The organism is Polynucleobacter sp. AM-25C3, assembly GCF_018882335.1.
Taxonomy (GTDB): Bacteria; Pseudomonadota; Gammaproteobacteria; order Burkholderiales; family Burkholderiaceae; genus Polynucleobacter.
The window spans coordinates 55,538-75,655 of the sequence record NZ_JACVOS010000006.1 but is presented as its reverse complement, the minus strand read 5'-3'; the positions used below and the strand labels follow the sequence as shown (position 1 = coordinate 75,655).

General features: G+C 47.7%; 20 protein-coding genes and 1 tRNA gene. 11 read left to right on the top strand and 10 right to left on the bottom strand.

All coding sequences use genetic code 11. The features are described from left to right. Positions 1-24: 24 nt before the first annotated feature. The 3 genes from prfB to ICN12_RS05670 all read right to left on the bottom strand — a co-directional run bounded on the left by prfB (position 25) and on the right by ICN12_RS05670 (position 3,865). Positions 25-1,129, bottom strand: a protein-coding gene (gene prfB, locus ICN12_RS05680; protein ID WP_216271428.1) for a peptide chain release factor 2 whose coding sequence is annotated in 2 segments (ribosomal slippage) — positions 25-1,056 and positions 1,058-1,129 — 1,104 coding nt in all. Because the reading frame shifts where the segments join, the coding sequence is not laid out codon by codon here. 28 nt (positions 1,130-1,157) lie between these two features. Beyond that, a complete protein-coding gene (gene recJ, locus ICN12_RS05675) occupies positions 1,158-2,903 on the bottom strand; it encodes a single-stranded-DNA-specific exonuclease RecJ (RefSeq protein WP_216271535.1) in 1,746 nt (581 codons plus the stop codon). A gap of 2 nt (positions 2,904-2,905) precedes the next feature. Further along, positions 2,906-3,865 (bottom strand): hypothetical protein, encoded by a 960-nt coding sequence (locus tag ICN12_RS05670; protein ID WP_255537711.1) that lies wholly within the window; start codon positions 3,863-3,865, stop codon positions 2,906-2,908. A gap of 70 nt (positions 3,866-3,935) precedes the next feature. Here ICN12_RS05670 and ICN12_RS05665 point away from each other — a divergent pair, with 70 nt between their 5' ends. The 8 genes from ICN12_RS05665 to ICN12_RS05630 are packed head-to-tail and all read left to right on the top strand — an operon-like array spanning position 3,936 to position 10,970. After that, on the top strand, positions 3,936-5,195 hold the full coding sequence (locus tag ICN12_RS05665; RefSeq protein WP_216271533.1) for a lipoprotein-releasing ABC transporter permease subunit: 1,260 nt from the start codon (positions 3,936-3,938) through the stop codon (positions 5,193-5,195). Further along, entirely contained in the window at positions 5,188-5,898 is a 711-nt protein-coding gene (gene lolD, locus ICN12_RS05660) for a lipoprotein-releasing ABC transporter ATP-binding protein LolD (RefSeq protein WP_216271423.1), read from the top strand. The genes ICN12_RS05665 and lolD overlap by 8 nt, the downstream gene beginning before the upstream one ends. Continuing rightward, positions 5,895-6,755 carry a TatD family hydrolase gene (locus ICN12_RS05655; RefSeq protein WP_216271421.1) on the top strand — a complete coding sequence of 287 codons (861 nt, stop codon included), beginning with the start codon at positions 5,895-5,897 and terminating at the stop codon, positions 6,753-6,755. The genes lolD and ICN12_RS05655 overlap by 4 nt, the downstream gene beginning before the upstream one ends. Before the next feature lie 4 nt (positions 6,756-6,759). After that, a complete protein-coding gene (locus tag ICN12_RS05650; protein ID WP_255537710.1) occupies positions 6,760-9,249 on the top strand; it encodes a DNA internalization-related competence protein ComEC/Rec2 in 2,490 nt (829 codons plus the stop codon). Positions 9,250-9,304: 55 nt separating this feature from the next. Beyond that, positions 9,305-9,496, top strand: coding sequence for a type II toxin-antitoxin system HicA family toxin (locus ICN12_RS05645; RefSeq protein ID WP_216271419.1), 192 nt, complete (start codon positions 9,305-9,307; stop codon positions 9,494-9,496). Beyond that, positions 9,497-9,889, top strand: a complete 393-nt coding sequence (locus ICN12_RS05640; protein ID WP_216271417.1) for a type II toxin-antitoxin system HicB family antitoxin — start codon at positions 9,497-9,499, stop codon at positions 9,887-9,889. Between the two features lie 57 nt (positions 9,890-9,946). Then, on the top strand, positions 9,947-10,282 hold the full coding sequence (locus tag ICN12_RS05635) for a hypothetical protein (protein ID WP_216271416.1): 336 nt from the start codon (positions 9,947-9,949) through the stop codon (positions 10,280-10,282). 58 nt (positions 10,283-10,340) lie between these two features. Then, positions 10,341-10,970 carry a DUF6803 family protein gene (locus ICN12_RS05630; RefSeq protein WP_216271413.1) on the top strand — a complete coding sequence of 210 codons (630 nt, stop codon included), beginning with the start codon at positions 10,341-10,343 and terminating at the stop codon, positions 10,968-10,970. 49 nt (positions 10,971-11,019) lie between these two features. Here the strand turns inward: ICN12_RS05630 and ICN12_RS05625 are convergent, their stop codons facing one another. The 4 genes from ICN12_RS05625 to ICN12_RS05610 form a co-directional block, all read right to left on the bottom strand. Beyond that, positions 11,020-11,238: a hypothetical protein gene (locus ICN12_RS05625; protein ID WP_216271411.1), complete on the bottom strand. Its 219-nt coding sequence runs from the start codon at positions 11,236-11,238 to the stop codon at positions 11,020-11,022. 144 nt (positions 11,239-11,382) lie between these two features. Then, a complete protein-coding gene (locus ICN12_RS05620) occupies positions 11,383-11,874 on the bottom strand; it encodes an acyl-CoA thioesterase (protein ID WP_216271409.1) in 492 nt (163 codons plus the stop codon). 70 nt (positions 11,875-11,944) lie between these two features. Beyond that, positions 11,945-12,913, bottom strand: a complete 969-nt coding sequence (locus tag ICN12_RS05615; protein ID WP_216271407.1) for a tripartite tricarboxylate transporter substrate binding protein BugE — start codon at positions 12,911-12,913, stop codon at positions 11,945-11,947. A 181-nt stretch (positions 12,914-13,094) separates the two neighbouring features. Beyond that, a tRNA-Met gene (locus ICN12_RS05610) sits at positions 13,095-13,171 on the bottom strand. Between the two features lie 252 nt (positions 13,172-13,423). On the opposite strand from ICN12_RS05610, the gene ICN12_RS05605 reads away from it, so the two are divergent. From ICN12_RS05605 to radA, 3 genes are read left to right on the top strand one after another with little or no spacing between them, the layout of a single operon-like run. After that, the gene (locus ICN12_RS05605; protein ID WP_255537719.1) at positions 13,424-15,268 is read left to right on the top strand and encodes a potassium transporter Kup; all 1,845 of its coding nucleotides are present in this window, start codon (positions 13,424-13,426) and stop codon (positions 15,266-15,268) included. Continuing rightward, on the top strand, positions 15,265-15,774 hold the full coding sequence (locus tag ICN12_RS05600) for a hypothetical protein (RefSeq protein ID WP_216271404.1): 510 nt from the start codon (positions 15,265-15,267) through the stop codon (positions 15,772-15,774). Before ICN12_RS05605 ends, ICN12_RS05600 begins: the two co-directional genes overlap by 4 nt. A gap of 45 nt (positions 15,775-15,819) precedes the next feature. Beyond that, positions 15,820-17,181 carry a DNA repair protein RadA gene (radA, locus tag ICN12_RS05595; RefSeq protein ID WP_216271402.1) on the top strand — a complete coding sequence of 454 codons (1,362 nt, stop codon included), beginning with the start codon at positions 15,820-15,822 and terminating at the stop codon, positions 17,179-17,181. Positions 17,182-17,214: 33 nt separating this feature from the next. Here radA and prmB read toward each other — a convergent pair whose 3' ends face one another. Genes prmB through dapD form a run of 3 tightly spaced genes read right to left on the bottom strand, consistent with a single transcriptional unit; the run spans position 17,215 to position 20,118 of the window. Next, positions 17,215-18,111 carry a 50S ribosomal protein L3 N(5)-glutamine methyltransferase gene (gene prmB, locus ICN12_RS05590; protein WP_216271400.1) on the bottom strand — a complete coding sequence of 299 codons (897 nt, stop codon included), beginning with the start codon at positions 18,109-18,111 and terminating at the stop codon, positions 17,215-17,217. 18 nt (positions 18,112-18,129) lie between these two features. Continuing rightward, positions 18,130-19,281: a succinyl-diaminopimelate desuccinylase gene (gene dapE / locus ICN12_RS05585; RefSeq protein WP_216271398.1), complete on the bottom strand. Its 1,152-nt coding sequence runs from the start codon at positions 19,279-19,281 to the stop codon at positions 18,130-18,132. A 9-nt stretch (positions 19,282-19,290) separates the two neighbouring features. After that, positions 19,291-20,118 carry a 2,3,4,5-tetrahydropyridine-2,6-dicarboxylate N-succinyltransferase gene (dapD, locus tag ICN12_RS05580; protein ID WP_216271396.1) on the bottom strand — a complete coding sequence of 276 codons (828 nt, stop codon included), beginning with the start codon at positions 20,116-20,118 and terminating at the stop codon, positions 19,291-19,293.

The following is a 20,118-nucleotide window of genomic DNA, read 5'->3' as shown; positions in this document are numbered from 1 at the left end:
AATAACTGGAATAGGGGTAATGAATTAGACGCCTTGCTTCAGGCTGGCTTCAATAAAGGCATCAAGATCACCATCCAACACTTTTTGGGTATTAGAGATCTCAACGTTCGTACGTAAATCTTTAATGCGGCTCTGATCAAGCACGTAGGAGCGGATCTGGTGACCCCAGCCCACATCCGTTTTGCTGGCCTCTAATTTGTCCTGTTCCACACGACGCTTTTGCATCTCGTGTTCATACAGGCGTGACTTCAACATCGTCATCGCTTCTGCTCTATTGCGATGCTGACTTCGATCGTTTTGGCACTGAACCACAATCCCGGTTGGGAGATGGGTTAAGCGTACGGCAGAGTCAGTTTTGTTAATGTGCTGACCACCCGCACCAGAGGCGCGATAGGTATCCGTACGGATATCGGCTGGATTAACGTCAATCTCAATCGAGTCATCAATCTCTGGATACACATAGATACTGGCGAAAGAAGTATGGCGACCATTGGAAGAGTCAAATGGTGATTTACGCACTAAGCGGTGTACACCTGTCTCTGAGCGCAGGTGTCCGTAAGCGTATTCACCATCGACTTTGATAGTGGCGCTCTTAATACCAGCAACGTCACCATCAGATTCTTCCAGAATTTCAGTTTTGTAGCCTTTGCGCTCGCAATACTTTAAATATTGGCGATAGAGCATGCTGGCCCAATCGCAAGCTTCAGTACCACCAGCACCTGCTTGAATATCAATAAAGCAACTACACGGATCCATCTCATTGTGGAACATGCGACGGAACTCGAGATCATGAATGATCTTGCTATAGCTCTCGACATCTTGTTCTATGGCGCTAATAGTTTCAAAATCGCTTTCTTCTTTGGCCATATCGAATAACTCGAGGGCACCAGTGAGATTGCTATTTAAATCAGTGAGAGTGGCAACAACACCATCGAGCAATTTCTTTTCTTTGCCCAGGGCCTGTGCTTTCTTTTGATCGTCCCAGATGGTGGGATCTTCAAGAATCGAGTTAACTTCAGTAAGGCGGCGTGACTTTACTTCGAAGTCAAAGATACCCCCGAAGTGCTTGCTCACGGGTGAGCAGATCGGAGAGGGTATTTGAAATAGTATTGAGTTGTTCGGCTTCCATCCCCTGATTATAAGGGGGTTATTACTGCTCAGCCCTCGTCGTGGGCCTCAATCATGAGTTGCACGCGAGCCTGACCCTGAAAGCGGTCGGTCACCAAGCGGTAGGCAAGCTTGGCCTTGGCTGGTAATGGCTGGGTCCGGTTAAACCAAACCCCGGTAAATGGTTTGCTAGCCAGTTGACCATCCCCAATGGGGCGAAGCTGCAGACGAAGATGCTTCTCTTTCATGAGGCTTTGTTGGCCAACCTCAAATTCTCCATAAAAAATCGGCTGGGGAAAGCCTTGGCCCCAGATTTCTTCGGCAAGCAGATCGCCAGTTTCTGCTGTGAATTCTGATAGGGCGAGAGAACCATCGTGAATATGGCGACGCTCTAGCAGTTCATCATTGAGTAATTCATTGGCAACCTGCTGAAACAATGCATCAAACTTCTCAAAATCGGCCTTTCTGATACTCAGGCCAGCTGCCATCGCATGACCGCCAAATTTGAGGATCAAGCCAGGTTCACGTTTAGAAACAATATCCAGTGCATCGCGCAGATGAAAGCCAGTAAGCGATCTGCCGGAGCCGCGCAATTCTTCTCCAGTAGCGCCATCCGCGGGAGCAAATACAATTGCAGGGCGATTAAAACGTTCTTTGAGGCGCGAGGCCACAATGCCAACAACGCCTTGATGCCATTCTGGATTCCAAAGGCAGATACTCGAGCGTTCTGCCATAGTGCCTGCAAGTTGATCTTCAGCGAGGTGGGCGAGCGCTGCCTCTTGCATTCCACCCTCAATCACACGTCGCTCTCGATTAATGCGATCAAGTTCATAAGCCAACTCAATAGCTTCATCCGTCTTATCGCTGAGTAGGAGGCGGATGCCCAAAGTCATGTCTGCGAGGCGGCCTGCTGCATTCAGGCGAGGGCCGATAGCAAAACCTAGATCAAAGGTATTGGCTTTGCGTGGATCGCGTACAGCTGCCTGAAAGAGCGCTTGAATACCGGCTTGCGAAACCCCGGCACGAATACGCTTTAATCCATTCGAAACCAAGATGCGGTTATTGCGATCCAGTTGCGCAACATCTGCTACCGTCCCCAAAGCCACGAGATCCAATAGGTTCTCAATCTTAGGCTGGGTCTCAGCGGTAAATTTGCCGCGTTTGCGTAGCTCAGCGCGCAGCGCTACAAGCAAATAGAACATCACACCAACGCCTGCAAGCGCCTTACTTGGGAAGATGCAACCGGGTTGATTGGGATTTACGATCGCAGTGGCTTTTGGCAGCCGATCGCCTGGCAGGTGATGGTCAGTCACGATGACTTCCATGCCTAACTCTCGCGCTCGATCAACACCAGCTTCACTGGCAATGCCGTTATCAACGGTAATGAGGTATTTAGGTTTTGGGTTTTGTAGGGCGGCTAATTCCACTACCTCTGGCGTTAAGCCGTAACCCATCGTAAAGCGGTTTGGTACCAAGAATTGAATGGCAGTCTCCGGACCGCCCAACATCTTCAAGCCACGCAGAGCAACTGCACAAGCAGTAGCACCATCACAGTCATAGTCAGCTACCACCAGCATCGGCTCTTTGCGCTCCAGAATATCGGCCAGCAGAGCGGCAGTGCTGATGCAATTTTTGAGCTCGACTGGTGAGAGTAGTTGCTTGAGATCTAAAGAGAGCTCATCTGGCTTGTCGATACCTCGGGCTGCAAACAATCTTGCTAACAATGGATGTAAACCAGTTTGCTGCAACCAGGTGGCGGTGCGATCAGAGAAAGGACGTTGTGAAAATATGCTCATCGTCATGATGCAATCATTTCTTTCCAAGTCAAAGGCTCAGATTTTTTCCAGAAGACCCACGATTTTTTATACAAGTCTTTGGCTGTGAAAATTCTGTGGCGTGCTTTACCTTTGGGAAAGTCGATGACTTCAATCTCATCTAGCTCTTTATTCAGTAAGGCATTCTTCAATCGATCCCAGGCGTTCTCTGGTCTATCTAGGTAAGCAAAGCTGCCCACTAATTTTGAAAAATCAATCTCACCCTGTTGGGGAATGCCGAGATGCTTTGCTAATCCGGATAGCAGGGGATGTTCGCCATAGATCCGCGTAACGCTTTGGAATAAATCTGGCGTCCGAATATCTTCTAGTTTGCCGATACCGCTAATCCACAGCGAATTGATGCTCGGTAGCCCGCTTTGCTCGCGTGCTTCATTGACGGGATCAATGTGCCACAGCATCTGAATTTCATTTTGGAGTTTGCGCCAGAGTTTAGCGATCCCCGACTCGCTTGTATCGCGTGGCATCCACCAGTCGATATTACGGCCATGGGCCTGATCTATTGAGTGTGTTGCCAAGTTAGCAAAGGGTCCGGCTGGAATAAACCAATCACGCTGTCCTTGAAACAAGACTTTGTTGCCAAAATCCTCTTCAATAAAGGGAAGGGCAACTTGGAGTAATTTGGTGGATTCTTCAGCAGTCAGATCAATCTGACTTTGGGCCATCAAAATCAGATGATCTCGAGTGGCATGAAAGTGAACTGGTTGAAGGCAGGCTATGACCTCGTTGGGGTTTACTGGCAAGCCACTTTGGCCTAGCAATAAGACGGGGGCAATCGGTAACTTATCTCCGAGTAGGAAGCGCTCTTGGGGCAGCCCCTTGGGAGGGGTGCTTTCATCTTGGTCCGGGTCAAATTTGTCCTCCCCAGGCAGCATGAGGGTAAAGCGCCGCAGTGGGCTGTGCTGGGGGGTGGAATTGACAGTCATTCCCCTGATTTTAGGTGGCATTTACAGAATCCATCAGTTTGCCCGTGCAATTCACTAAACTGTGGCTATGTTGAGACTTCCTATTGAGCTAGAAATTGGCCTGCGCTACACCCGATCCAAGCGTCGTAAGACGGTGGGTAAGCGCGATGGCTTCCTCTCCTTTATTTCTGGAATCTCGACCGCAGGCATCGCCCTAGGCGTTGCCGCCCTCATTGTAGTGCTCTCTGTCATGAATGGCTTTCAGAAGGAAGTGCGCGATCGCATGCTTTCTGTTCTTTCTCATATAGAAATCACCGCCCCAGATGGTTTGACTAATTGGGAGCCGATTGCCCTCAAGGTAGCTGCACAGCCCCATGTGGTTGGTGTTGCTCCAATGGTCAGTTCGCAAGGTTTACTTAGTCGTGAGAATGTCATGCGTGGCGTAGCGATTCGTGGAGTCTTGCCAAGTGAAGAGGGCAAGGTTTCGGATTTGCCCAAGCAATTTGTCGCAGGCAGTATTGAAGATCTCAAGCCGGGTGCTTTTGGCGTTGCCTTGGGTGCCCAGTTGGCAAACATGGTTGGTGCACGCGTGGGTGATCGCATTAACCTCATCGTGCCGGAGAGTGATCTGACTCCAGCAGGTGCTATGCCCAGAATGCGAACCTTGCAAGTAGTCGGGATTGTGGATAGTGGCCATTATGAATACGACAGCTCGCTTGCCATTCTGCATTGGAAAGATGCTGCGGCTCTATTGCGCTTACAAGACCCATCCGGTTTGCGTGTGAAGGTGGATGACATGCAACGTGCGCCTGAGATTGCTTCTGAGCTAGCCCAGGTAGTTCCACAAGCTCTTTGGGTATCAGACTGGTCACGCTCTAACCGCAATTGGTTTGCCGCCGTGCAAACCGAAAGAAAGATGATGTTCATCATCTTGACGCTCATTATTGCGGTGGCTGCATTTAATTTGGTCTCTACTTTGGTGATGACCGTCAATGAAAAACAGGCTGATATAGCAATCTTAAGAACGATGGGCGCGAGCCCAGGATTAATTCAACGGATATTTCTAGTGCAAGGGCTGGCGATTGGTTTGCTAGGCTCTCTAGCTGGTGTCGGCTTAGGTCTTCTGATTGCCTTAAACATCGATGTGATTGTTCCGGCAATCGAGGCTATCTTTCGCGTGCGCTTCTTGCCACGGGATGTCTACTTCATTAGTGAGTTGCCTTCTGATGTTCGTCTATCTGATGTCGTCACCGTCGGTTTGATGGCTTTCGGTTTATCAGTGTTGGCAACTCTGTATCCAAGTCGACGTGCAGCGCAAGTTCAGCCTGCGGAGGCATTGCGTTATGAATAATTTAAACAATGCATTGGCTAATACAGTCATTCTGAGTGCATCTGGTCTTGCAAAGACCTACGGCAAAGGACCAACAGCGGTCGACGTGCTGAAAGAAATTGATTTAGAGGTCAGCGCCTCTGAGAAGGTAGCGATTGTCGGTTCTTCTGGCTCAGGTAAAAGTACCCTATTGCATCTATTGGGTGGCTTAGATACTCCAAGTGCTGGCACTGTCATGCTGGCCGGAGAAAATCTCCATAAATTATCTGTTGGTAAGTTGGATCAATTACGCAATCAGAGCTTGGGTTTTATTTACCAGTTCCATCATCTCTTAGATGAATTCAGTGCTGTTGAGAATGTCGCCTTACCTTTACGTATTCGTGGACTTAGCAATGATGAATCCATGGAGCGTGCAAACACGATGTTGCATGCAGTTGGCTTGGGCAAACGAGTGCAGCACACACCAGGCGAGTTGTCTGGCGGTGAGCGTCAGCGTGTTGCAGTAGCGCGTGCGCTAGTAGGTAATCCTTCTTGTGTATTAGCCGATGAGCCTACAGGCAATCTCGATACTGAAACCGCGGATGGGGTATTTGACTTGATGTTGGATATTGCTCGTGAGCAAGGCACTGCATTTGTGATTGTTACTCATGATCCTATACGCGCCAAACGTTGTGACCGGATTTTGCATTTAGAGCGCGGAGTATTAAAGACTTTTGCGCAATGAGCGACGCTAGCAAAAGCCTCGCTTGGGTTGATACCCACTGCCATTTAGATGCTCCAGAGTTTGGAGACATCCTTCCAGAGATCGTTTCAAGAGCGGTGGGTAGGGGAGTTAAAGCAATTTTGCTGCCTACCGTTCAAGCTGCTGATTGGGAACAAGCCAAATGCTTGGTAAACCAGTACGGCAAGCAAATTCCCGGATTGGTTTACACGCTAGGCATTCATCCGCTGTATATCAAGCAAGCTCAAGAGAGCGACATTGATCTTCTGAAATCCTACATTGAGAAATCCTTGAGCGATCCTCGCTTTGTTGGTATTGGAGAGATTGGTCTCGATTACTTTGTTGAAGGGCTTGACCCCCAGCTTCAAGAGCATTTCTTTCATGCGCAATTAGATTTGGCTGAGCAACATCAGTTACCAGTAATTTTGCATGTACGCCGTTCACAAGATGCCATCCTCAAAGCTCTACGAAAAAGAAAAGTCCCCAGCGGAATAGCTCACGCCTTTAATGGTAGTCATCAGCAAGCTGAGCAATTTATTGAACTGGGTTTCAAGCTAGGATTTGGTGGCGCAGCAACCTATGATCGAGCACTGCAGATTCGTCGTCTTTTAAAAGAGCTGCCACTCGATAGCATTGTTACTGAGACGGATGCGCCCGATATCCCACCGGCATGGCTCAAAGAGGAGGGCGGTGCATTTAATGAGCCAGCCTTGCTTCCCAGAATTGCACTGCAATTAGCGGATATTCGCGGCATGAGTGACGAGGCATTTTCAAAGGCGGTTTGGGAAAATGCCCCGCAAGTATTACCCCGTTGGTCATCATTAATGGCCAATAACTCAAACCCACAATCCGCCTCTTAAGAACTTGCGCATCAATATTGCGGCGTTCATCGCCGGGGGATCGCTCCTTTTATTTTTGCCTGCGGTGCCAGAAGACTGGCTAGGCATCTGCGTATTTCTCTTATTGATTTGTATTCTTGGTGGCTACTGTAATTGGCGGGTACTTAAATACCCTCATGCAAGCAAGATATCTATTGGGGTGTTGTTTTTCGTTCTTGGTTTTGCTTGGAATGCGCATTACGCACAAAACCGCCTAAACAATATCTTGCCCGTTGAATATGAGGGCAAAGATCTTTTGCTGGAGGGTCGAGTAAATGCTTTGCCGCAAAGCGTTTCCAGTGGCGCGAAATTTTCATTTGAAGTAGATCATGCCTTTTTGGGTCGCGACAGAATTGAATCATTTCCTAAGCAGGTGTATTTGAGTTGGCAACCTGCTTGGCGTAATCCTCAAGATATTCCGCAGGTCATTCCAGGTCAGCGTTGGGAGTTCAAAGTCAAGATCAAGCGACCATATGGATCACTAAACCCGCATACCTTTGATTTCGAGCGTTGGTCGTTTCATCAGGACTTTGGCGCTAGTGGGTCTGTGAGGTCTGGTGACTTATTGCTTGAGAAAGATATTGGTCTTACTGAGTTTTCTCTTGCAATGGAATATCAGCGCTGGAAGTTAAGAGAGAAGATCCGGTATTTACTTCCAAAGGATGCGCGCTATGGTGGGGTGATAGCGGCTCTGGTGATGGGCGATCAAAATGCGATTGACCAAGAGGACTGGCGCGTATTTAATGCTACCGGAATTGGGCATTTGATTTCTATATCAGGGCTCCATGTCACTATGCTGGCTGGGTTTGGTGCCATGCTTGCAGCATTTTTATGGCGCAGAAATTCACTGCCACTCTTTATACCTGTTGGCAAAGTTGCTGCTGCGGTTGGCTTTCTGACAGCGTTTGTTTACGCTTGGTTGGCAGGCTTTCAGATACCAGCCCAAAGAACGATGTATATGGTGGGGGTAGTAGCCTTTGCTTTATGGTCTGGCAGAACCCCTCGATCTTTTGACATTTGGTGGTGGGCTTTAGCCTTTGTACTATTGATTGATCCAATGGCGCCCTATACGCCAGGGTTCTGGTTATCGTTTGGAGCGGTAGCAGCGATCTTATATGCGATGCAAGATTCGGATGGATTACTTGGCCTCCCTACTGGTAGAGAGCTTGAGCTTGATTGGCGACATAGGGTCATTCATGCTCTTCGTGAGGCTTGTCGGGTGCAAGCCGTCGTTACTATCGCGCTTTTACCATTGACCTTATATTGGTTCTACCAAGTCTCGATAGTCTCTCCATTAGCCAATGCTGTTGCTATCCCCGTAGTGAGTTATATAGTGACGCCTCTGGCTATTGCTGGTGCTTTGTTGCCTGATTTCATTGGTAAATGGTTGTTGGTACCAGCGCATGCCACGATGGACTACCTAGCAATCATGCTTGCTTGGATGGCTAACTGGAAATGGGCAATTGCTTGGTCCAATCAACCTGCATGGTGGGCGCTAATTTTGTCAGCTATCGGCATCGTCATAGCGATTCGACCTGGATCTATTCGACAGAGTTGGGTATCTAGAACAGCTGGGCTTGCCCTATGTAGCGGTCTATTTATTCAACCAATTGCAACTATGAATTTGGCCAATGGAGAATTTCGGGCAACGGTATTAGACATTGGCCAAGGCACGGCAGTCCTGATTGAAACCAAAACAAAAAGATTGCTCTATGACACTGGTCCTATACAGGGTAAAGATAACGCTGGCCAAAGAATCATCCTGCCGTATTTGAGGGGAAGAGGGATCACCCACATTGATCGCATGGTGATCAGTCATAGTGACAGCGATCACATTGGCGGAGCCGCAACTCTGCTTAAAGAAATTGCTTTTGATTCCATGATGGGGTCTTTGGCAAGTACCAACCCACTATTGAGCAACCTAGCGATAAGACAGGTGCCTAGCATTCCATGTCGCTTTGGTCAGCGATGGTCATGGGATGGAGTGGAATTTCATATTTGGCATCCTCATGAGCACACCGTATTTGAGGATCACCATCCCAGAAAGCCCAATGAAGTGAGTTGCGTACTTGAGGTGCGCAATCACACAACAGCATTCTGGTTAACGGGCGATGTAGAAAAGCAGGGTGAGGCTGAAATGACAGAGCGCTTAACTCAAGCATCCCTTGATGTTTTAAGAGATAAGAGTCTGATATTTATGGCGCCACACCATGGAAGTAAAACATCTTCATCCCAAGAACTCTTATCAGCTTTAACTCCAGATATAGCCTTTGCACAAAATGGGTATCGCAATCGCTATGGCCATCCACATCCAACCGTCAGCGCTCGATATCAAGCTATGAATATCCCTTTTTATCAAACCCCCGCTACAGGTGCGCAGATATGGGAATTTCTATCTAAACCGGATCTTAGCGCGGGTGAACCGCTCTTTTGGCGACGGCATAGCAAGCGCTTATGGAATCGAGGGCCCCCATGATCCCATTAAAAAGTGTGTATGGTGTGTATTAAATGTATAATTTAAAAGGAGATCAATGCAAAGCAAAAAATTAATTGAGCTATTAAAGCGAGATGGATGGACATTAAGCAGAACTAAAGGATCACATCATATTTTTAGTCATAAAACAAAGTCTGGACACATCTCCATCCCGCACCCAAGAAAAGACTTGGGACTAGGTTTAGTAGAAAAAATATTGAAACATGCTGATTTAAAGAGGGGGTCTTAAATGAAATATCCAATAGCTATAGAGCCAGGAAATGAGAAAAATGCATGGGGTGTAATTGTTCCGGACTTGCCCGGCTGTTTTTCTGCTGCCGATAGCGGCTTGGATGAAGCCATAGAAAAAGCTAAAGAGGCTATAGAGCTTTGGATTGAGATGGCCTTAGATGGGGATCAGGAAATACCGAAGCCAAGTTCTTTAAAGGAGTTGCAAAAGCAAAAAGAATACAAAGGGTGGGTGTGGGCAATTGTTGAGGTTGATCCAGCTTTGTTATCGGACGATATAGAGCGAATCAATATCACCCTCCCAAAAAGAGTGTTAGCTAGATTGGACGCAAAAGCAAAAAAAGCAGGAGAAAACAGATCTGCATTTATTGCTCATTTGGCTTTAACTGCCTGAAGTCCTCAATTGAGCATTGATAGCTCTTAACTGGGATATTCAGCGTAAACTGGAAGTATGAAGAAGATCGCTGCACTACTCTTTCTAAGTTTTTTTGTCAGCACAATCAATGCTGCGACGATGCCCGTGGATTTAAACAAGGCGAGCATTTCGGTCGTGGCATCTGGTCATGACCATTGCCAAGAGGGCGCATCAGTCAGCCATCATGAAAGCAGCAAATCAAGCGCTAGCACTAATGCTATTCACTCTTGCTGTGCGGTAGTGGCGATTCTGATTACTTCGCCAGCTTTCTCTCAATTCACGCAAGTGGACGTGTACTTGCTGAGCGATATTGCAATACCTTTATCCAATATTGCCGAGTCTATTTACAAACCTCCCAGAAATTATCTGTAATCACTTTTGATTGTGGCATTTATATGCCTTTTGATAATTTCCGTTTTGGAGAATCGTAATGAACATGACTCACTATATGCAGTTGTTGGCTGACAATCAGCCTTGGAACCTATTGATTTTTATGGCTATACCGGTGGTGCTCGCCGAGACTTTAGCAATCACCGAGCTATATATCCTTTTTACGCGTAAGTTTGATGGCTTTGTCTATCATCTCAATCGCTTTGCGGGAACCGCGGTGGGCTTGTATTTCATTGGCATCATTGCTTATTTGATGGCCACTGCAGTGCTGCCTATTACCAAAAACAATGAGTGGCGTACAATTATTGATGTGATTGCGGTAGGTAGCTACCTAATTGGAGGCCTGCCTTTAATCTGGATCGCCTTGCAAGAGTTTGGCTTTGTGAATAAAGCCTTAGACCAAATGGGTAAGCTCAAGATTCATGCAATTTGCGTTGCATTGTTTCTGGTGTTTGGGCATATTGCGATGATTGCTGGCATGCTTGACCCCTCTTTGCTCGGTTACAAAGGGGCTGATACCCATCAGATGGGTGGCGCTAGCGGTGGAGCCAATCATGAATATTGCGATCCAGCAATGCATGGAGATATGAAGGCAATGCATGAAAAGATGCATCAGCAAATGATGAATGGTGGGAAAATACCGATGAACTCACAAGGCCATCCACATTAAATATTGATCAACAGTATTTGTTACACCGCTTTCGGGCGGTTTTTTATTGTTAAGCCTCTAAAAGAACAAACTCTCCAAGAGAAAGTTTTTCTCTAAATTGAGAGAAAGAAAACTGTGCCTTGCTGGCACCCGAGTTGAGGATTTCAATTTGACCTTCTGGGGTGAGTGTTGCCAAATACTCTCCCGCAGGAAATAAAATCTCTGCAAGATTGTTTCTTGTTGTGGAGTAGGCGCTAAGTATTAAGCCTTTGGTAATTTTGATGCGCATGCCGTATCTTAAGTACTAAAAATTAGCATCAAATTACTCCTTGCACGCTTTCGCGGAGTATCTGCACCAACTTGGATTTAGTTGGCCGGGAGCGGGAAGACCCCGCAATTTTACGCAAGGCAGAAAACAACTTTTGATGGCTAGCTATAAAACCGCTTCGCTTTTTCGGATTTGAGTAAACTTTTCTTCGAACTGGCGACGCATCTCTCTTCTGAGTTCTGCGGCTTTGTGGCGTCGCACTTCATCGGCAGTAGATGGCATAAATGTATGCACATGAACCGGTTTGCGGTTCTCATCCATTGCCACCATCGTCAGAAAGCAGCTATTCACGTGCCTAGTTTCTTGAGTCAGAATATCTTCTGCGATCACTTTGATACCAACCTCAATCGAGGTATTGCCTGTGAAATTCACAGAAGCTAAAAATGTCAGTAATTCACCTACATGAATCGGTTGACGAAAGGTCACCTGATCTACGCTGAGGGTAACTACATGCCTGCCAGCATATCGACTGGCACAGGCATAAGCTACTTGATCTAGGAGCTTTAAAACATCGCCCCCGTGAACGTTGCCAAAGAAATTCGTTTTATCAGGCGTCATCAAGATGGTCATGGTGAGCTGATGATTTGGTAAGTTCAACGAGGTTCCTTTTGAATAATTCAAGCTTGAGTACTGATTTAAGTTCGGATTTGAGTACCGACCAAGTCGATTACTCTATCTCTAGTTTTTGTTTGGTTACTACATCTTTATAGGTTGCGTACTCTGTAGCCATTTCTTTGGAGAAGGCTTCTGGGCCATTGACGTTAATGATCGAGCCAGTATCTTCAATGCGTTTTCTCACGGCAGGATCTAAAACAGCTTTTTGAGCTGCCGCATAAATCTTATCGACAACATCTTTAGGCAAGCCCGCTGGACCTAGTAGGCCGTAGTAAGCCATTCTGTTAGCTGGCGCTAAGCCCACCTCTGCAAATGTCGGAACGTTTGGTAACTGCGCAAGTCTCTTAGGCGCTGCGATCACAATCGGAATAAGCCTGCCATCTTTAATAAAGGGGAGGGCAGAAGGTAAGTTATCAAACATGATGGGAACTTGACCTGCTACGACATCAATGAGGCCAGGACCTGCGCCGCGGTATGGGATGTGCACAATAAAGGTACCAGTCAGACTCTTAAAGAGCTCTGTTTGCATGTGACCAATGCCGCCGGTGCCAGAACTTGCATAAGAATATTTGCCGGGATTCTTTTTGATGACTTCAATAAAGGTTTTGTAATCTCGCGCAGGAAAGGATGGGTTCACCACAATGACATTCGGTGTCGCGGCAATATTGGTAATGGGTGTGAAATCCTTGAGCGGGTCGTAACCAATCTTGGCATTAATCGCTGGATTGGACGCCGTAGTAGACACTGTTGCAATGCCTAAGGTGTAACCATCTTTAGGCGCGCGTATTACTTCTAGTGCACCAACAGAGCCACCACCGCCAGCTTTGTTTTCCACAATCACGGATTGGCCTAGTTGCTTGCTCAAAGGGTCAGCCATACTGCGCGCAATGATGTCGGTGCTACCACCAGGCGCAAACGGCACAATGATCTTGATGGGTTTGCTAGGGTAGGTTTGGGCTATTGCACCAAAGCCAATTAGAGAGCCGCAGGCTATCGCAATCAATTTGCTTACTAATGTCATTACTTAATCTCCAAAATAGGCAATTCATGGGAATTGATGATTCCTCCCTGTATTGAGAATAGTAGACGACCTAGGGCACTGAAAATGATCTTTTCCCTAATTTGGGGCGCAGATCACACCTCAGGCCTCCAGAAAAGCAAAAAGGCTTCTGAGTCAATTGACCTAGAAGCCTTCTACTGTTTGGTTGCGGGGGCAGGATTTGAACCTACGACCTTCGGGTTATGAGCCCGACGAGCTGCCAGACTGCTCCACCCCGCGTCTGAAGCTGAAATTCTACCATTTTTTAGGCCTCCCTGTCGAGGTATTCCTTTAAATAGAGCTGGAATAAGGGGTTTTGAGGGGTAAATATGAGCCTTAAGTCAGCCTGTATAAGGAGTAACATATTGCCGTGCAACATCACCTTAAGGTTTTGAGATGTCCATTAGCAATCCAGAATTTTCCAGCTCCACACTTTTGAACCCTGTTGAGGTTCACGGAACGGGCGGCGAGCATAAAAAAAGCCTCGGCGTCATGATGCTCGCGGCAATTGGAGTGGTCTTTGGTGATATCGGTACTAGTCCACTCTATGCGCTGAAAGAGTGTTTCGATCCGCATCACGGTATTGCATACACCCCAGAGGCGCTCTTTGGCGTGATCTCTATGATGATCTGGGCGCTGATCTTGGTTGTTACCATTAAATACGTATTGTTTGTGATGCGCGCAGATAACAAAGGTGAGGGCGGCGTTCTGTCTTTAATGGCCTTGGCGCTGCGCTCCTTCGACAACAAGTCAAAGAGCTATTTCTTTTTCATGATCCTGGGTATGTTGGGCGCTTGCATGTTGTTGGGCGAGTCTGTCATCACACCTGCAATTTCTGTTTTGTCAGCGGTTGAGGGCATTGAGATTGCAGCCCCAGCATTGCATAAATTCATTATTCCGATATCGCTGATTATTTTGGCGGCTTTATTTCTGATTCAGAAATACGGTACTGCAACGGTTGGTAAATTATTTGGCCCCATTACTTTGGTTTGGTTTCTAGTCCTTGCCTTATTGGGAGCAATCAATATTGGAGATGCTCCTCAAATCATTGGGGCCTTTAACCCAGCGTATGCCATTAATTTTGTTATTGATCACCCTACAACAGCTTACATTGTGATGGGAGCTGTAGTGCTTGTAGTGACCGGAGTTGAGGCTTTGTATTTGGACATGGGTCACTTTGGCCGCTCCCCAGTTCGCTATGCATGGTTGATTGTGGTTCTACCGAGCTTATTAATTAACTATTTGGGTCAAGGCGCCTTGGTGCTTTCAGATCCAGAAGCCATTAAAAACCCATTCTATTTAATGGTGCCTGATTGGGCTTTATGGCCAACAGTGGGCTTGGCCACAGCAGCAACAGTAATTGCCTCTCAGGCTGTGATCTCTGGCGCTTACTCATTGGTTAGTCAGGCAATTTTGCTAGGCTTTATGCCTCGCATGAATATCTTGCACACCTCGGATTCAGAGCAGGGGCAGATCTATATTCCGATTGTGAATTGGGTGTTACTGTTTATGGTGGTTGCAACAGTCATCGCATTTAAGGGATCCCTGAATTTGGCGGCAGCCTATGGCATTTCAGTGACTTCAACCATGCTGATTACAACCATCCTACTGGCAGTGGTTATGTTCCGTGAATGGAAGATGAATTTTTTACTGGTTGCGTTCATCACCATTTCCTTTTTAATTATTGACTTTGCTTTCTGGACTGCTAATTTAATTAAGATCAAAGATGGTGGTTGGTACCCATTGGCGCTCGGCTTGCTGTGCTTCACCTGCCTCATTACTTGGTTTAAGGGTCGTCAGATCTTGCGCAAGCGCGCTATGGAAGAGGGTATTCAGTTGGGAAGCTTTATTGAATCCTTGCTCAAGCATCCGCCGCATCGAGTTGAGGGTACTGCCGTATTCTTAACTGCGCACGTAGATTACTTGCCGGTTTCTTTCTTGCATAATCTGAAGCACAATCATGTTCTACATGAGCGGGTTTTCTTCCTCAAGGTCAGTATTTGGGATGTGCCCTATGTCAGCGATGCTGAGCGCCTCACCATGAGGGATCTTGGCGGCAATATCCATGTTATTCGTGCCATCTATGGATTTAAAGAAACTCCAGATATGGGCTCCATCATTGATTTGATTGAGAAGACCTTCGGCATGAAATTTGATTTAATGAATACCTCATTCTTCCTCTCCCGCGATACGATCGTTCCATCCGCCATTCCAGGCATGGCAATGTGGCGTGAGCGTCTGTTCTGCTGGATGTATCAGAACGCCGGCCGTCAATCTGACTTCTTCAAGATTCCTGCTAACCGTTTGGTTGAGCTGGGTGCAAAGGTTGAGATTTGAGAAAGCCAGTTTCTTTGCGCTCCTTAGTTTCATTAGGTGCTTTCCTGCTGGTTTGCTCCTTCAGCAGTTTAGTTCTTGCTACGCCTGCCGAAGAGGCTCAGTTGGAGCAGCTCGATAAGATTGAGCAAGAGTTGGAGCTGCAGCGCGATTGGGCTAAATACCGTTGGGATAAAACGAACTCCGAGTGTTATCAAAAGTATTGGGTTAATAGCTGCCTGAAAGACTCTCGTGCCGATTACCGCAAAGAGATTGATCCCATACGCAAGCAAGAGGTGGAGTTGCATGAAGTGCAACGAAAGTTGCGTGCCAGCATTAAGGATCAACGAGATGCGGCTAAGATTGCTGAGCGTGCCTCAGCTGAAAAAGCTGCTGAGCGTGCTGCCAATCAAAAAGAATTTGAAGAAAAACAAAAAGCCGCCGCCGCTCGTGCAGCAGATCTAGAGCAACGTCGCAAAGATGCGCCTAAGCGCGCTCAAGAAAACAAAGCGGGCACTCAGCTCGATTAATCTTTTTTACTGCTTTACTCACTTACTAATTTACTAGGTAATACATTGGCCAAGATTAAAACCATCTATATCTGTCAGTCCTGCGGCGGTACCTCTGCCAAATGGCAGGGACAGTGCCCATCTTGTCAGGCCTGGAATACGCTGGAAGAGGGCTTACCTGAAGTGAGCTCAAATACCCGTTTTCAGGGCTTAGCGCAATCGTTGCCTCGCCAAAAACTCTCCGCCATTAGTGCAGAAGATCTGCCACGATTCAGTACGGGTGTAGAAGAGTTTGATCGCGTACTGGGTGGTGGCTTGGTGCCTGGTGGAGTGGTCTTGTTGGGTGGTGACCCAGGCATTGGTAAATCTACTCTGTTGCTTCAAGCCCTTGCCGAGATGAGTGCCGCAGGTATGAATGTCCTCTACAGCAGCGGCGAAGAGTCGGCCGCTCAGATTGCATTGCGAGCAAAACGTATTGCATTAGACGCACCTCAATTGGAAGTGCTGGCTGAGATTCAGTTAGAAAAACTGTTATCCATCATGGATACGGTAAGGCCCCAGGTATTGGTGGTAGATTCTATTCAGACCTTGTATTCAGAAGTATTGAGTTCTGCCCCGGGATCGGTTGCGCAAGTGCGGGAGTGTGCGGCCCAGTTAACTAGGGCTGCAAAGTCTAGCGGTATCTGTGTATTGATGGTGGGTCACGTAACTAAAGACGGTCACTTAGCTGGTCCTCGCGTCCTTGAGCACATTGTCGATACCGTGCTCTACTTTGAGGGTGACACCCATTCTTCGTTTAGATTGGTGCGCTCGATTAAAAACCGTTTTGGCGCAGTCAATGAGTTGGGCGTATTTGCCATGACTGAAAAAGGTCTACGTGGCGTCGCCAATCCATCCGCTATTTTCTTATCGCAGCATGCGGAGATGGTGCCCGGTGCTTGTGTATTGGTTACGCAAGAGGGTAGTCGCCCTCTCTTGGTAGAAATTCAGGCGCTGGTGGATACAGCACATATTCCAAACCCACGCCGTTTAGCGGTTGGCTTAGAGCAAGCGCGTTTAGCCATGCTCTTGGCGGTTTTGCATCGCCATGCAGGCGTAGCGTGCTTTGATCAAGATGTCTTCTTAAACGCGGTAGGTGGTGTGAAGATTTCGGAGCCAGCGGCTGACTTGGCTGTGCTCTTAGCAATTCAATCCTCAATCCGTAATAAGGCTTTACCTAAAGAGTTAATCGTATTTGGTGAGGTTGGTTTGGCTGGAGAAATTCGTCCATGCCCGCGCGGTCAAGAACGCTTAAAAGAAGCCGCAAAGCTTGGCTTTACTGTGGCGATTATTCCCAAGGCGAATATGCCTAAGACCAAGATTCCAGGATTAAGAGTGATACCGGTCGAACGGATTGATCAGGCAATTGCAGCGGCTGCGGAACTCTGAGTAAATTGCCGACCTAAGTCTTTAGATGGCTGCTTAGCGCAGGTCCTCGGCTTGAATAAGTAACACCTGCTCATCCCCAGCAGAGACCTCCATCCAAATTGCTGGAATCTGGGGGAACGCTTTTTTAAAGTGCTCATACTCATTGCCAATCTCAATCAGAATGGCGCCACGCTCAGAGAGGTAGTCAGGGGCGCCGGCAATGATTTTGCGAATCAGATCCATACCATCGTCACCACCAGCTAATGCAAGAGCAGGCTCTGCATGATATTCAGCTGGCAATGCATTCATGGAGTTGGCGTTAACGTAAGGCGGGTTACAGATAATGAGATCAAAGCGATTGTCATCATGCGGCTCTGGCAACGCTTCCCAAAGGTCACCTTCAAAAAGCTCAATCTGTGAAGTCAGGCCATGGCGATCAAGATTGCGTGCGGCTACCGCTAGGGCCGGCAGACTAATGTCACAGGCGCTCACATGAATATCTGGGCAAGTCATAGCCAGTAAAACGGCTAAAGAGCCATTGCCAGTGCACAGATCCAGCGCTTTGCCATCGGCAGGCAGCCAAGACTCTAGTGAGCCATCCACAATTAACTCAGCGATCCATGAGCGAGGAACAATGCTTTGCTCGCTGGAGAAAAAAGGCACACCCATTAACCAAGCTTCGCCCAAAATATAGGCTAAAGGCTTGCGAGTGGAAATGCGGGTTTCTGTAATTTCAAATGCCTTGCCAATTTGCTGGGCACCCATAGTTTGGTCTAGGTGATCTAGCGCATCAGTAGGGCTGAGATCCAGTTGTTTGCTGGCGATCCATAAGGCCTCGCTCTGGGCATCAATGGCGCCATGGCCATAATGTAAATCCGCAGCTTCAAGTCGTTGGGCGATCTGATCAATGCATTGATCAAGCGTAAGAGATTGCTGAGGCGCAGGGTCCATGAGGCTTATATGAATGAATTAAGCAATCAACTGCTCGAGAGTTTTGCGATAGATGTTTTTGAGTGGCACGACATCATCAACGATGACGCACTCATCGATTTTGTGACTCGTGGCATTGAGTGGCCCGAATTCCACTACTTCTTTGCAGATCTTGGCGATGAAACGACCATCGCTTGTCCCACCAGTGGTGGAAAGTTCTGTATTAATCTTGGCTTCCGCTTTGATGGCTTTGCGTAGTGCGCCAGCAAGGGCACCGTCACCCGTAATAAATGGGCTTCCACCTAAGACCCAATCAATTTCAAATTCAAGACCTGCGTCAGTAAGGATTTTCTCTAGGCGACTACGCAGTTCTTCTGGCTTGCTCTCAGTAGAGAAACGGAAGTTAAAGTCAATACTGAGTTCACCAGGAATGACATTATTGGCACCAGTGCCTGCGTGGATATTAGAGATCTGAAAACTCGTAGGCTGAAAGTATTGATTGCCATTATCCCATTCGGTTTCTACAAGCGACTGAATCGCTGGCGAAGAAATATGAATCGGGTTCTTGCCAAGATGTGGGTAGGCAATATGTGCCTGAATGCCTTTAATGTGAAGCTTCCCAGAGAGGGAGCCGCGACGACCATTTTTAATCATGTCGCCCAATTGATCTACTGAAGTTGGCTCACCAATGACGCAGTAGTCCAAGCGCTGACCATGCTTTTGCAAACGTTCACACATGATGACCGTGCCATCGTTTGCGGGACCTTCTTCATCGCTCGTAATCAAAAAGGCAATAGAGCCTTTGTGATTAGGGTGGGTAACAACAAATTCTTCTGTTGCAACGACAAAGGCTGCAAGAGAGGTTTTCATATCCGCAGCGCCACGACCGTAGAGCATGCCATCCCGAATGGTTGGAGTAAATGGATCGTTGGTCCACTTCTCAAGCGGGCCAGTGGGGACAACATCAGTATGGCCGGCGAACATCAAGACTTTGCCTTGATCGCCAGTGCTACCTTTTTTGATTGCCCACAGATTGGTGACCTGGAAACTTTCAGGACCGCTGATAACACTCTCAGTATGAAAGCCAATCGCTTGCAGGCGCTCAGCAATAAGCTCCTGACAACCGCCATCCGCCGGGGTTACCGAGCGGCAGGAGATGAGGGCTTCAGTTAGCTCAAGGGTGGCGCTCATAGGTTTGGCTTAATCGCGTAAGAGTTCGTTAATCGCAGTCTTTGCTCGAGTTTGAGCATCCACTTTCTTCACAATGATCGCAGCGTAGAGACTGTACTTGCCGCAAGCAGATGGAAGTGAGCCTGGAACGACAACTGAACCTGCTGGTACTCGGCCGTAATGCACTTCACCAGTCTCGCGGTCATAAATCTTGGTGCTTTGACCAATGTACACGCCCATGGAGAGTACGGCGTTCTCTTCGATGACTACGCCTTCGACAACCTCAGAGCGGGCGCCAATAAAGCAGTTATCTTCAATAATGACGGGGCCAGCCTGAATTGGTTCTAAAACACCGCCAATACCGACTCCACCAGAAAGGTGAACGTTTTTACCGATTTGAGCGCAAGAACCTACAGTAGCCCAAGTGTCAACCATGGTGCCTTCGCCTACATAAGCGCCAATATTGACGTAAGAGGGCATTAGAACGGCATTCTTGCCAATAAATGAGCCACGACGAGCTATGGCAGGGGGAACTACGCGGAAGCCACCTTTGGCGAAGTCTTCTGCGGTGTAGTTTTCAAACTTACTAGGCACCTTGTCGTAGAACTGGGTATAGCCACCAGCACCCATCGGCTTATTGTCCTCTAGGCGGAAAGACAGCAAAACTGCCTTTTTGACCCACTGATTGACTTCCCATTTGCCGACGCTACGGCGCTCAGCCACGCGAATATCGCCCGTATTAAGGCCTTCGAGGACCGCGCTAACGGCATTGCGGATTTCAGCGGAAACGGCCTCAGGAGACAGGTTTGCGCGGTTTTCCCAGGCTTGTTCGATGATGCTTTGTGGTGATTGGCTCAT

Bases quoted from the DNA above. Each gene is read 5' to 3' on its own strand.
- recJ (WP_216271535.1), bottom strand. From the start codon at position 2,903: ATGAGCATATTTTCACAACGTCCTTTCTCTGATCGCACCGCCACCTGG.
- ICN12_RS05670 (WP_255537711.1), bottom strand. From the start codon at position 3,865: ATGACTGTCAATTCCACCCCCCAGCACAGCCCACTGCGGCGCTTTACC.
- lolD (WP_216271423.1), top strand. From the start codon at position 5,188: ATGAATAATTTAAACAATGCATTGGCTAATACAGTCATTCTGAGTGCA.
- ICN12_RS05655 (WP_216271421.1), top strand. From the start codon at position 5,895: ATGAGCGACGCTAGCAAAAGCCTCGCTTGGGTTGATACCCACTGCCAT.
- ICN12_RS05645 (WP_216271419.1), top strand. From the start codon at position 9,305: ATGCAAAGCAAAAAATTAATTGAGCTATTAAAGCGAGATGGATGGACA.
- ICN12_RS05640 (WP_216271417.1), top strand. From the start codon at position 9,497: ATGAAATATCCAATAGCTATAGAGCCAGGAAATGAGAAAAATGCATGG.
- ICN12_RS05635 (WP_216271416.1), top strand. From the start codon at position 9,947: ATGAAGAAGATCGCTGCACTACTCTTTCTAAGTTTTTTTGTCAGCACA.
- ICN12_RS05630 (WP_216271413.1), top strand. From the start codon at position 10,341: ATGAACATGACTCACTATATGCAGTTGTTGGCTGACAATCAGCCTTGG.
- ICN12_RS05625 (WP_216271411.1), bottom strand. From the start codon at position 11,238: ATGCGCATCAAAATTACCAAAGGCTTAATACTTAGCGCCTACTCCACA.
- ICN12_RS05615 (WP_216271407.1), bottom strand. From the start codon at position 12,913: ATGACATTAGTAAGCAAATTGATTGCGATAGCCTGCGGCTCTCTAATT.
- ICN12_RS05605 (WP_255537719.1), top strand. From the start codon at position 13,424: ATGATGCTCGCGGCAATTGGAGTGGTCTTTGGTGATATCGGTACTAGT.
- prmB (WP_216271400.1), bottom strand. From the start codon at position 18,111: ATGGACCCTGCGCCTCAGCAATCTCTTACGCTTGATCAATGCATTGAT.
- dapE (WP_216271398.1), bottom strand. From the start codon at position 19,281: ATGAGCGCCACCCTTGAGCTAACTGAAGCCCTCATCTCCTGCCGCTCG.
- dapD (WP_216271396.1), bottom strand. From the start codon at position 20,118: ATGAGCCAATCACCACAAAGCATCATCGAACAAGCCTGGGAAAACCGC.